Source organism: Actinomycetota bacterium (genome assembly GCA_040754375.1).
In the GTDB taxonomy this organism is placed as follows: domain Bacteria; phylum Actinomycetota; class Acidimicrobiia; order Acidimicrobiales; family AC-14; genus JBFMCT01.
Map to the genome: position 1 here is coordinate 23,743 of JBFMCT010000035.1, position 11,897 is coordinate 35,639.

8 protein-coding genes and 1 pseudogene are annotated in these 11,897 nt (G+C 70.9%); 1 reads left to right on the forward strand and 8 read right to left on the reverse strand.

Features of this window, described 5'->3' with window-relative positions; genetic code table 11:
- The first annotated feature begins 115 nt into the window (after nucleotides 1–115).
- Nucleotides 116–2,500, forward strand: coding sequence for a PAS domain S-box protein (locus AB1673_13545; GenBank protein ID MEW6154991.1), 2,385 nt, complete (start codon nucleotides 116–118; stop codon nucleotides 2,498–2,500).
- A 55-nt stretch (nucleotides 2,501–2,555) separates the two neighbouring features.
- Here the strand turns inward: AB1673_13545 and AB1673_13550 are convergent, their stop codons facing one another.
- The 8 genes and pseudogenes from AB1673_13550 to AB1673_13585 all read right to left on the reverse strand — a co-directional run bounded on the left by AB1673_13550 (nucleotide 2,556) and on the right by AB1673_13585 (nucleotide 11,851).
- Complete coding sequence (locus AB1673_13550) at nucleotides 2,556–4,853, reverse strand: EAL domain-containing protein (protein ID MEW6154992.1); 2,298 nt, start codon at nucleotides 4,851–4,853, stop codon at nucleotides 2,556–2,558.
- 104 nt (nucleotides 4,854–4,957) lie between these two features.
- Nucleotides 4,958–5,365, reverse strand: a complete 408-nt coding sequence (locus AB1673_13555) for a hypothetical protein (GenBank protein ID MEW6154993.1) — start codon at nucleotides 5,363–5,365, stop codon at nucleotides 4,958–4,960.
- A gap of 95 nt (nucleotides 5,366–5,460) precedes the next feature.
- Nucleotides 5,461–5,784 carry an antibiotic biosynthesis monooxygenase gene (locus AB1673_13560; protein MEW6154994.1) on the reverse strand — a complete coding sequence of 108 codons (324 nt, stop codon included), beginning with the start codon at nucleotides 5,782–5,784 and terminating at the stop codon, nucleotides 5,461–5,463.
- Nucleotides 5,777–6,556, reverse strand: a complete 780-nt coding sequence (locus tag AB1673_13565) for a GGDEF domain-containing protein (protein MEW6154995.1) — start codon at nucleotides 6,554–6,556, stop codon at nucleotides 5,777–5,779. The genes AB1673_13560 and AB1673_13565 overlap by 8 nt, the downstream gene beginning before the upstream one ends.
- Nucleotides 6,550–9,792 (reverse strand): EAL domain-containing protein, encoded by a 3,243-nt coding sequence (locus AB1673_13570; protein MEW6154996.1) that lies wholly within the window; start codon nucleotides 9,790–9,792, stop codon nucleotides 6,550–6,552. Before AB1673_13570 ends, AB1673_13565 begins: the two co-directional genes overlap by 7 nt.
- A 426-nt stretch (nucleotides 9,793–10,218) precedes the next feature.
- Complete coding sequence (locus AB1673_13575; GenBank protein MEW6154997.1) at nucleotides 10,219–10,521, reverse strand: UBP-type zinc finger domain-containing protein; 303 nt, start codon at nucleotides 10,519–10,521, stop codon at nucleotides 10,219–10,221.
- Nucleotides 10,522–10,980: 459 nt separating this feature from the next.
- Nucleotides 10,981–11,271: pseudogene (locus tag AB1673_13580) on the reverse strand (antibiotic biosynthesis monooxygenase).
- A 106-nt stretch (nucleotides 11,272–11,377) separates the two neighbouring features.
- Nucleotides 11,378–11,851, reverse strand: a complete 474-nt coding sequence (locus AB1673_13585) for an MEDS domain-containing protein (protein MEW6154998.1) — start codon at nucleotides 11,849–11,851, stop codon at nucleotides 11,378–11,380.
- Between the last annotated feature and the right edge of the window lie 46 nt (nucleotides 11,852–11,897).

Sequence of the window (11,897 nt, forward strand, 5' to 3'; positions counted from 1 at the left end):
TACCATTGCGGGTTGTGACGAAGGACTGTCGCGGCTGGGCGGGCTGACCCCACGAGCCCATGTGCACGCCTCGTCAGGCCCATCGGGTGGCCTTCCCTGAGTGGCCCCGCGCCCAATGAGCGAGGGTAGCCAGCGCGGCCTGGGGACCGAGGTGCTCCACGCGGCCCCGGACGGCATCTTCGCCGTGGACCTCCAGGGCCGCTGCCTCTTCATGAACGAGGCGGCCGCCGAGGCCCTCGGGTACCAGCCGGGTGAGCTGGAGGGCAGGGACATACACGAGGTCATCCATAGCCGACGGGCCGACGGCTCGCCTTACCCCGCCGAGTTCTGCCCCATGAACCGGGCCATGCGCGACCGGACTTCGAGCCGCACGCCCCACGAGGTCCTCTGGCGGTCGGACGGCACGTGCTTCCCCGTCGAATACACCACCGGCCCCATCTGGCGGGACGGCCGGGTCGCGGGCGCAGTGGTCATGTTCCGGGACACGACCGACCAGCGCCTCTACCTGCTCTCGATGCAGGCGCAGCTGGCCAGGACCGCCGCCCAGGCGGCCTTGCTCGACCTCACCCCGGTGAGCATCGTCGTACGCGACATCGAGGGCAGAGCCTCGTTCTGGAACGTAGGGGCCGAACGCCTCTTCGGCTGGACGCGGGCCGAGGCCGTCGGGCAACCGGTGCATGCCCTCCTGCGGACCGAGCTACCGGCGCCCCTGGGGGAGATCCACGAGATGCTCGTCGAGGCGGGCCAGTGGGAGGGTGAGCTCAGGCACCGGAGCCGGGACGGCCGCTTGGTGGTGGCCGCCAGCCAGTGGTCACTGCGCCGTGACGACCAGGGCCAGCCCGACGCTGTCCTCGAAGTAAGCGTGGACATGACCAGGGCGGCGGCGGCCGACGCCAAGTTCCGGGGCCTGCTCGAAGCCGCCCCCGACGCCATCTTGGGCGTCGACGGCGAGGGGCGGATAGCTCTGGTCAACGCCCAGGCCGAGCACCTGTTCGGGTACTCCCGAGAGGAGCTCATGGGCCAGGACGTCGAGATCCTGGTACCGGAAGCGGCCCGGGGAGTACACCCCGGGCACCGGGCCGGGTACTTCCTCGAACCGCGGGCGCGGCCCATGGGGGCCGGGATGCAGCTGTCCGCCCGGCGCCGCGACGGCAGTGAGTTCCCAGCTGAGATCAGCCTCTCGGCTCTCGTCACCGAGCAGGGCGTACTCGTCTCCGCGGCCGTGCGCGACGTCTCCGAACGGATCGAGGCCCAAGCGGCTCGCGAGCGGCTCAAGGCGGAAGCCGAACGTGCCCGGCTCGAGAGCCAGTTGCGGCAGTCACAGAGGCTCGAGAGCCTCGGGCAGTTGGCGGGAGGGGTGGCCCACGACTTCAACAACCTCCTGGCGGTGATCCTCAGCTATTCCGGGTTCGTGGCCGAGGAGCTCGAGGCCGAGGTAGCCGAGCGGCCCGAGAGCCGGTGGGCGGCGGTACGCAACGACGTGGCCCAGATCCAGCGGGCCGCCGAGCGCGCCACCCGCCTCACCCATCAGCTCCTGGCCTTCGGGCGACGAGAGGTGGTGCGGCCGGAGGTCCTCAGCCTCAACGACCGGGTAGCCGAGACCGAGCAGATGCTGCGGCGCACCATCGGGGAGCACATCAAGCTTCGTACCGCGCTGGCTCCTGACCTGTGGAGCGTGCTCGCTGACCCCGGACAGATCGACCAGGTGCTGGTGAACCTGGCAGTCAACGCCCGTGACGCAATGACCGCGGGCGGTGAGCTCACCATCGGGACCGCCAATGTCGAGGTCACCGATGGCCCCGAAGGGCACGACGTCAGCCCGGCCGGGGCCCCCGGTATGCCCCCGGGGCGCTACGCGTGCCTGCGGGTAGAGGACACGGGTACGGGTATCCCGCGCGAGCACCTCGACCGGGTCTTCGAGCCCTTCTTCACCACCAAACCGAAGGGCCAGGGCACCGGGCTCGGCCTGGCCACCGTCTACGGGATCATCGCCCAGGCCGGGGGCCACGCCCACATCGCCTCCGAGCCGGGCCGGGGGACGACGGTGTCCGCCCTTCTGCCCGCCGTCGCGGCCGCACCCGCGTCCGGCGCCGCCGGCCCGGCCGCGTATGCCGGCGGGACCGGCCAGACGGTCCTGGTCGTCGAGGACGAGGACGCCATCCGTGAGGTGACGCGCCGGGTGCTGGCCCGCAACGGCTACCGGGTCCTGGAAGCCGCGGGCGGGGCCGAGGCCCTCGCCATCGCTCTCGAGCACGGCGAGGACATCGACCTGCTGCTGACCGACGTGATCATGCCGAACATGTTGGGCAAGGAGGTTGCCCAGAGAGTGACGGCCTTGCGGCCGACCGCGAAGGTGCTCTTCATGTCGGGCTACGCCCAGCCGGTCCTTGCCTCTCAGGGCACTCTCGATGAGGGGGTCCGCTTGATCGAGAAGCCGTTCTCGGAAGCCGAACTGCTGGGAGCCGTCCGAGAGCTGCTGATGGACGGGCCCGCCGCCTAGCGCCTCCTGGTGCCTCCACGCTCAAGGTTCGACTCGGTAAACCTTTCCTGAAGCACTATGCGGCGACGAGGATGCTGCGCACGAGAGGGACCAGGCGGGTGTGGCTCTCCTGCTTGGGGACGAAGCCGCACCCCTCGGCGCCGGCCCGTTCCTCGGTCGCCTTGTCTGCCCGCCCGGATACGACGACCACCGGCGTTCCGCCCAGCTCGGAGTCGCTCCGGAGGCGGGACACGAGTGACCAGCCGTCGCGGCCCGGCAACCCTAGGTCGAGCAGCACGAGGGCAGGCGGTACCGCCCGGGCCATCTCCCAGGCCTGCTCGACGCTGGTCGCGAAGGCCACCTCGTGGCCCATTCCCGAGAGGTACCTCTGAAGGATGGCGGCCATGACCGGGTCGTCCTCGACCACAAGCACCGGCCCTGGGCCGGAGGCTGCGCCAGGGGCAAGGGCCTGCACCTCAGGTCGGGCCAGCAGGGTTGCCACCTCGTCGGCGCTTACCGGCGAGTGGAGCAAGGCCCCCTCCCCCACGCGGGCCCCCAATCCGATCAGGGCCGTCACCTGGTCGTCACGGTCGACGCCGTCGACGATGGTGGTCAGCCCGATGTAGTCCGCCAGGGCGAACACGGCCGCCGCCACGCGTGCATTGGGCCCGCTGGGAAGGTCGTCGGTGAACGACTTGTCGATCTTCAGGTGGTCGACCGGCAACTGGGCTAGGTAGGAGAGCGACGAGTAGCCGGTGCCGAAGTTGTCAAGGGCCAAGCGCACACCCAGCGAGTGCAGTTGCTGCAGGGTCGCCATCTCCGTGGGCTCGCCGGCGACGGATGTCTCGGTGACCTCCAGCATCAGGTTGGCGGCGCCCACCCCGGTGGTGGCTAGCGCCGCCTCTACCTCAGCCACCATCGACGCGGAGCGCAGCTGGGACCTGGTTACATTCACGCTGACGTAAAGGGGCCGCCCGCCTCCGGTGGTGCGCGTCCACTCGGCCAGATCGCCCAAAGCGGTCAGGAGCAACCACCGGCCGATGGTTACGGCCTGGCCGGTCTCCTCGGCCAACGGGAACACGTCGTCCTGCCCCAGCAGACCACGCTCGGGATGGGGCCAGCGGACGTGGGCCTCCAGCCCGACGAGACGCCTGGAGGCCAGTTCCATCACGGGCTGGTACTCGACCCGCAGCCGGCCCTGGTCGATGGCCGCCTGGAGCTCGATCTCGAGGTCGAAGCGGGCGACGGCCGCCTCGTGCATAGCCGCGTCGAACACCGAGTAACCGCCCAGCGGACCGAAGGACTTCTTGGCCACGTACATGGCGACGTCGGCGTTGCGCATCAGGTTGGGAGCGCTCGAACCCGGCTCGGCCAAGGCAACCCCCACGCTGGCCGCCACCGACACTTCGCGGTCGCGGAGGGCGAGCGGCTCGCGAAGCAGGGAGTTCACCCGCCGGGCCACCGCCTCGGCCTCGCTCTGGGAGACACCGAGGAGCAGGAGGGCGAACTCGTCGCCTCCAAAGCGGGCGGCCGAGTCTCCCCGCCGGGCCACGTGGCGCAGGCGACGGGCCACCTCCACGAGCACCTCGTCCCCGGCCTCGTGGCCCCAGCTGTCGTTGATCTTCTTGAACCCGCACAAGTCGATGAAGAGCACGGCCAGCCCGGACCTGGGCCCGGCGGCCAGGGCCCGTTCCAGCCGCTCCGTGAACGCCACCCGGTTGGGCAGGCGGGTGAGGGCGTCACGCACGGCATGGTCCTCGTTGGCCTTCCAGGCCACGATGTTGGCCACGCTGGCGGCCACCACGAAGGAGGCGTGGACCACCGCCCAGCGGAGCGGGTGGTCCAGGGCCTCTTGGTGGTTGTAGACGCCGGCCGGGTCCAGCACCCCTACGACCGCGTGGTGGGCCAGGGTGAAGCCCACGGCCAAGAAGAACTGCCGCCAGTCCTGGTAGAGGGTGATGACCCCGAGGGCGACGAAGAACAGGAAGTGGGCCTCGATCAGCCCGCTCGACATGTGGACGTAGGAGGCAGCCGCCACGAACAGCCCGACGGTGGTGCAACTACTGCGCCACCGCCGGCTCGTCCCGAGACGGGCGGCCACGGCTAGGGCGGCGGCGGCCGCCGAATCGCCGACGCTGTGCAACCAGGGCAGTCCACGCAACCCCCCGTAGAGCGGGCCAAAGGCCACCAAGGCCCAGAGCAGGAGCGTGATGGCGCGGTGACGGCGACGCCAGACGATCTCGTCGAGGCGGTCTCCTCGGGGCAGGGACGACCGGATGAAGGAGACCAGCGCCCGAGCTCGTGCCCCGAACGGCCCACCCGCCGGCCGCGCCGGTCCCTCCCGGTCCTCCGCTCTGGCTCCCTGTTCCACCATGACCGCATCCCCCACGTCCGTACAGGCGATCTGATGATCGGCGCCCCGGGGCTCCGGGTTTAGCGATTGCCGGGCTCCCCGGCTGGACAAGTCGGCCTCCCGGCTCAGGTGTTCTCTCGGGCCGCGCTCAGAGCCGACCCCGCCCGGCTCTCTTCGAGCAGACCGAGTAGCGAGGGAGGGCACGGGGCATCCGCCAAGGCGTCGAGGGAAACGGCCAGGGTGCCGGGCGGGAGCCCGCGGGCACAGAGGAGCCCGTCGAGCCAGCCCAGGAACTCGACGAACAACCGCTCGTCACCAGTAAGGATGGCGGCTGCCGCGAAGCTGACGATGAACCCGTAGTCCTCGCGGGTGCGAGCCAGCTTCTCCTCGTCGAACTGGGCGAGCAGGGGGAGGCGGTGGACCAAGGCCTCCATGGCCGCGGCCACGAGCTCGTCACGGCTCAGCGAGAGGGCGAGAGCCGAGCCGAGGTCGGCCGACGGCTCCCGGAAGCGGTCGGGGGCGGGGCCCTTCAACAGTTCGGCACCGGCCCGCGCCGAGGGCGCCCACAGGTCACAGCCGAGCGTGCGAGCCCGGTGGCCGTCCGGCCCAAGCCCCCGCCCACCGGCGATCACGGGGACGCCGGCTTCGTGGGCCGACTGCGTACGTACCGATCGAACCGCACGGGCCTGGGCGATGGCGACGTTGGCACCCGGGCGTGGGAGCGGCGGTGCGCCTCCGAGCGCATCCACGCCGTGAAGGCGTCGCGGCTGTCCCACCACGAGACCATGAGGTAGCGCCCGGGCCGGCGCGGGTCGCGCCAGACCTCCAGGCGGACGAACCCGGGATGGCCGTCCACCTCTCCGAGCCGGTGCCGGAACGCCTCCTCGAGGGCCTCGGCTCCCTGCGGTTCGACAGCCAGCTCGCTGACCATGGCCCACGGCTGCTCAGCCATCTGCGACCTCCACGCGGTCCCGGCCATTGCCCTTGGCCGCGTACAGGGCGGAGTCGGCCCGGGCCAGCGCGGCGCGAGGCCCCGACGGCCCCACGGCGGCCACGCCGCCCGAGAAGGTCACCTCGTAGGGCCGGACCGCGGCCCATGCCACCCGCAGGCGAGCCAGCAGTTCGACGGCCCCCGCCGGTGACGTGTGGGGGAGCAGTAGCACGAACTCCTCCCCGCCGATGCGCCCCGCGGTGTCCGCGGTCCGGACGACGCCCCGAACCGCCCGGGCGAACGAACGGAGCACGGCGTCGCCCGCGTCGTGGCCATAGGTGTCATTGACCCTCTTGAAGTGGTCGAGGTCGACCATGGCGACCGTGTCCCCGCGACCCAGCCTCGCCAGGACCCGCATGGTCGACCGGCGGTTGGCCAACCCGGTGAGGACGTCGGTGGCCGCCGACTCGGCCAGGTGGACCTGGACCCGGGCCCGCTCCAGCGCCACATGGGCGTCGTCCACGAGCGGGGGCAGCACCTCCGAAAGGGTGGCCAGTACCTCGGGCCTCCCGCTGGGCACGAGGGGACCACCCAGGCCGAAGGTCACGTCCACGGGGAGCTGGTCCGCTCCGCTCTCGCTCGGGGGGACTATCACCCCCCCGAGGTCGCGAACGACGTCGATCAGGGCGCCGACCACTTCCTCCTCGGTCCGAGCGCGCAGCAGCCGGCGCACGGTCCCGAGGACGAGGGGGGTGGCGAGTTCGGCAACGGCGCCCCCGGCGGCCGCTACCACGACGGGACCGCCTCGATGAGCTCGGCGAGTTGGTCGGCTGGTATGGGATGGGACACGTGGAAGCCCTGTATGTACTCGCACCCGATGGCCCGCAGGTGTGCCAGTTGGGCATCCGTCTCCACGCCCTCGACGACCGTGGGGACCCCCAGGGCGCGGGCCATGCCCACCACGGCGGAGATGATGGCCGAGTCCTTGGGCGACTCGACGACCTCCTGGATGAACGAACCATCCACCTTGAGGACGTCGAGCGGGAAGCGGCGCAGGTAGGACAGCGACGAGTAGCCCGTGCCGAAGTCGTCGAGGGCCACCCGCACGCCCCCTGCCTTCACGTCTCCGAGCACGCCCACGAAGAAGTCGGTGTCGTCCATGAAGACCCCCTCGGTCACTTCCAGGACGAGCTGGGCCGGGTCGACACGATGGCGAGCAACGGTCTCAGCCACCATGGCCGCGAAGCCCGGTACCGAGAGCTGGCGGGCCGAGACGTTCACCGACACGTACACCGAGCGGTCAGGACCACCCCATCGCGACACGGCGGCACACGCCTCGTCGAGCACGAACATGCCCAGGGGGACGACCAGGCCCGTCTCCTCGGCCAGAGGGATGAACTCGGCCGGGGCCAATGCACCCCGCTCGGGATGGTCCCAGCGGACGAGCGCCTCAGCCCCCGCGATCCGCCCCGACCCGAGCGACACGATGGGCTGGTACAGGACATAGAGCTCGCTCTGGCGCAGCGCCCGGCGCAGGGCGGTGTCGCTCACGACCCGGGCCTCAGCCTGGTCCCGCAGAGAAGTGTCGAACGTCGCGGCCTGGGCCCCGCCCCGGGACTTGGCCCGGAAGACGGCGGCGTCGGCCGCGCTGAGAAGGGCGTCGGGGCTGTCACCGGCGCGCCCGACGGCCACACCCACGCTGGCGCTGGCATGGATCTCCGAGCCCCCGACGCGGAAGGGAGCGTCGAACGAGCGGGCGATCCCGGTGCCGATCGCCTCGGCTTCGTCGGCCGAGCCGACACCGGTCCGCACGACCACGAACTCGTCGCCGCCGAAGCGGGCGACCGTGTCGTCGGGGTGGGTGGTCTCGACCAGGCGGCGGGCCACCGCTTGGAGTAGAGCATCGCCCACGGGATGGCCCCGGCTGTCGTTCACGAACTTGAACCGGTCCACGTCGCAGAAGAGCACAGCTACCGCCGGCGCCGGTGGGACGCTCTGGCGCAGGGCCTGCTCCAGGCGGTCCCCCAGCAGCGCCCGGTTGGGCAGCCCGGTCAGGGCATCGTGGAGGGCGAGGTGGGCGAGCTCGTCCTCCACCCGCTTGCGCTCGGTGATGTCGAGGCAGGTCCCCTGGTAGCCGGCCAAGCCCCCGTCGGGCGCCATCACGGTTTCGACCCGGGAACCCAGCCATCGCACGTGTCCGTCAGGGAGCAGGACACGCGACTCGTCCTCCCAGGTGGTCGGGGTGCTGGCCGGTGCGGTGGACATGATCACCGCCCGGAGGCGAGATGCGTCCTCGGGATGGAGGCGAGCCAGGAAGGTCTCGATGCTGGCTTCCACCTCGCCCGGTTCGTAACCGAGAAGGCGGTAGGTCTCGTCCGACCACTCGAGCACGTCCTGCTCGAGCGAGAGCGACCAGCTGCCGAGGTGGGCGACCCGCTGGGCCTCGGCCAGGCGTTCCTCGCTCTGGCGCAGGGCCTGGGCCGCCCGCTGGAGATCAGTCACGTCGAGGGATGTGCCCACATAGCGGTTTGCGCCGGGGGTGGGGCTGGCCGCCGGGGCCCCCCGCCCTTCGAGCCATCGCACCTCACCATCGGGCCGCCTGATCCTGAAGAGGATGTGGAAAGGCTGGTGCTGGCCCAGCGCTTGCCTGAGGGTGGCATCGATCGCCGAGCGGTCCTCGTCGACCATGGCGGCCAGCGTCTCCTCGTAGGTGGGCCGGAACGTCGCCCGGTCCCGCCCGAACATGGCGTAAAGCTGGTCCGACCACCGGACATCGTCGGCGGTGCTATCCCACTCCCAGCTCCCGAGGTGGGCCACGGTCTGGGCCTCGGCCAGGCTGCGTTCGGACGCGGCCAGCGAGCGGCGCTCGGCCTCCCGTTCGGTGACGTCGGTCGACGTGCCGATGAAGCCCACGGTATGTCCGTGCTGGTCGAGCACCGAGGATGCCGTCACATCGGCCAGGAACGTCGAGCCGTCACGACGCACCTGCTCCACCAGAGCAGTCCCGCTCCCGTCCCCGAGCAGACCGGCCCAGGTCTCGGCCAGGGCTCCGGCCGTCTCGGCCGGGGGGGTCACCGAGAGCACCGGCCGCCCCAGGACCTCGGCCGCTCCCCATCCGTAGAGGGACTCGGCCGCCCGGTTCCAGTAGGTGATCCGGCCCTCGGCGTCGGTGGCGATCACGGCCTGGCCCACGGCGTCGAGCAGGGCGGCGCGGAACGTCGAGGACTCCATCGCGCCCCGCCAGGCCGTGACGTCGCAGAAGGACGCCACTACCGAATACGGCGGGCGCTGAGGGCCCGGCACGGGCCGGCTGGACACCTGCGCCCAGCACACGTGGCCCTCGGGGCTGCGCACCCCGAGCACCGTTCCCGAGACGTCGGCCCCCGACCTCGACGGAGCCGTCACCGGGAACCACAGGCACGGCAGGTCGGTCCCGTCCTCGGCCACGACCGACCATCCGGGCAGCATCGCGGTGAGACCGGTCGACGGGTCCACGCCCAGGCCGAGCATGCGTCGGGCCGAGGGGTTGGCGTAGGTGATGGCTCCCGTAGGGTCGTGAAGGACCACGCCCGGGGCCAGCGACCCCAGCACGCTCCTGTGCTCGGCCTCGGCCCGCTGCAGCCGGTCGCGCGCCTGGCTTAGCTCGATGGCGTGGGCGACCCCCCGGGCCAGCCCGGCGGCCGCCGGTCCGCTGGTGCTCACGCACTCGTAGGCCCCCTCGGCCATAGCGGCGCGGCCCGCGGGGCCGGTTGCGTCGCCCGCGGTCAAGGCGACGATGGGGATGCCTGGGGCAGTCGCTCGCACCCCGGCTACCACCTCGGGCCCGTCGCCAGGCCCACGGTCGAGGTCCACGACGACCCCGGCGAAGGCTTCCGAAGCCAGCCCGACCTGGGCCTCGGCCAGATCGGTCACCCTGGTCACGTCCAACCCGCCCTCGACGAGAAGCCGGGCGAGGTCGGTAGGCTCGCCCACCGGGCGCTCGACCAGCAGGACGGGCCACCGCACACGCGAGGTGGCTTCCTCGATCATCTCAGGACGGGTTGGTGCAGCCATCGTCTCCTCGCCGAGGACCGAGAGCTGCGCGCCAGGGCACTGGTGCGGAACTCACGAACTTGTCGCGGACCTCACGAAAGTTGTCAGTTGAGCGTCGCCGAACGGTGTCGACCTACCGATTGTCGCCAGTCCGCGGCCCCCACCGTAGGGCCATTGGTCCCGATCTCCCGAGCTTGGCGGCCTGCTCGGAGCCGGTCTGTGAGCTCGCCAGCGCCGTGCAGCCGCAGGTTCGGGCTCTCGACATCCTGCTGGGAGCGTCCGGAGGTTGTGTGGGGGGAGAGCACCTCGCGTACCTGGGCCGCGACCTCGATCTGCTCCCTCGGGCCCACCAGAGGCCGGCTCGACGCGTGTCTCTAGACCTCTGGGGTCCAAGGCAACCGGCGCAACCGCGTAGTCCAGCGGTCAGGGGTGAGAGGCACTGGGCGGCGCGCCTTCGACCTCGAACATGAGGTCGTCGGCATAGCAGTAGAACCACCGCTCACCCGGCTCGTAGGAGCGGACAATCGGGTGGCCGGCCAAGAGGAAATGGGCCCTGGCATGTCGCCGGGGCGAGCTGTCACAGCAGCCGACATGACCGCACGTCATACACAGCCGCAGGTGGACCCAGCCACGATGTCCCGCGGCCAGGCAGTCGGTACACCCCCACGACGAAGGAGCGACCCGCTGGACCAGGTCGAGGTGCTCGCATCTGCGCAATGTCGTCATCGCCCCATCCACTCATGCGCGGGACCGAGACACATCACGTGGCCGCGTAATCACGTGGTGTCGGGCCCGGAGGCGGCAACGACATGCCGGGACCCTCGCCGACAGCGGCTGAGGGCCCGGCAGCCGGCGGTGCCGCCCGCCGCGAGGGGAGGGTCAGAGCTTCTGCGCGAGGACGTCGGCGAGAGACATGCTCGGGAGGCCGCGTAGCCACGGCAGGCCGTGCAGGGCCAGTTGCTTGGGGATGTCACCGGCGAGGTGGGCTCGCCGGCCCCGCTTGTCCGGGAACACGTCGAACACGCCGTAGTCACCGCCCTCGAACCGGATGGCAAACCATGCGGTCGTGGCCGGCTCTCCCGCCACCACCGCCTGCCCGCTGAGCAGGAACGCCTCGGCGTCATCCGCGTGCGACGCTTTGATCGGGAGGCGCAACAGGAGGCCTTTCGTTACTGCGCCCGATGAGAGCTTGTCGGCGAGAACGTCGACCGTCTCCAGGACCGGCTCTCCATCGAGGAGGTGGGCATGCTCCTGCAGCGCCGCGACCACGCCGCCGTCCAGGTGGGCCTGTCGCCCCGCCTCGTCGGGGAAGGCGTCGAAGATGCCGTACTCGCCGTGCCCGAACCGCAGGGCGAACCAGGCCGTCGTCGCCGGTTCAGCATCGACTATGGAGCGTGCTCCCGCGAGGAGCTTTTCCAGCTCGTCCTCTCTGCCTGGTGCAGCTTCGATGCGAGCAAGTAGCCCTCGTGTGGTCATGCTGGTCTCCCTCCTGGTCGGGCTGAGCCCGACCGCCTGTTCGTGCAGGCCAGCATGGGGCGCCTTCGGGCGCCGCGCCTCCCGTGAACGCGTAGCCCTGGCCGCCCTACCTCGTGGCGAGGAACTCGTCGGGGGACAGGTAGTACGGGTTGTCGAGCAGCATGCCCCCGAGCAGGAGCTTGGGATGGGTCTTGAGCATGTCGACGACGATCCCGCCGCCGAACTGCTTCAGGTCATAGAGGCAGAGGACGAGCTGGGGGTACTTGGGCATGTACCGGTTGAGCTCGGACTCGTAGCCGACCAGCTCCTCGACACCTGGCGCGTCGCGCAGGGCCCACGTCATCTCGCCGACCGCCCGGGCGAACTGGTAGCCCCCCTCGCCGAGGGCGGCGCCGACGGTCGCGTTCCAGAACTCGACCATGTCGCCGGTCGAGAACGAGCCCCCCGGCAGGTAGGCCTCGCGGGACGGTCGGAACTCGAACTGCTGGGAGGCGATGCAGCGAGGTTGTCCCGAGCGTCGTAGAACTTGAGTGGCGGTCCTCCACCTCGTCCCTGCCGTGAGGCAGGCTCGGGGTGTCAACCAACCGAGTTGAGAAGGAGGACCACCAACATGTCAGCGTCTCACA

Excerpts from the sequence above, each read along its gene's own strand:
- AB1673_13545 (MEW6154991.1), top strand. The coding sequence starts at position 116 with ATGAGCGAGGGTAGCCAGCGCGGCCTGGGGACCGAGGTGCTCCACGCG.
- AB1673_13550 (MEW6154992.1), bottom strand. The coding sequence starts at position 4,853 with ATGGTGGAACAGGGAGCCAGAGCGGAGGACCGGGAGGGACCGGCGCGG.
- AB1673_13560 (MEW6154994.1), bottom strand. The coding sequence starts at position 5,784 with ATGGCTGAGCAGCCGTGGGCCATGGTCAGCGAGCTGGCTGTCGAACCG.
- AB1673_13570 (MEW6154996.1), bottom strand. The coding sequence starts at position 9,792 with ATGATCGAGGAAGCCACCTCGCGTGTGCGGTGGCCCGTCCTGCTGGTC.
- AB1673_13575 (MEW6154997.1), bottom strand. The coding sequence starts at position 10,521 with ATGACGACATTGCGCAGATGCGAGCACCTCGACCTGGTCCAGCGGGTC.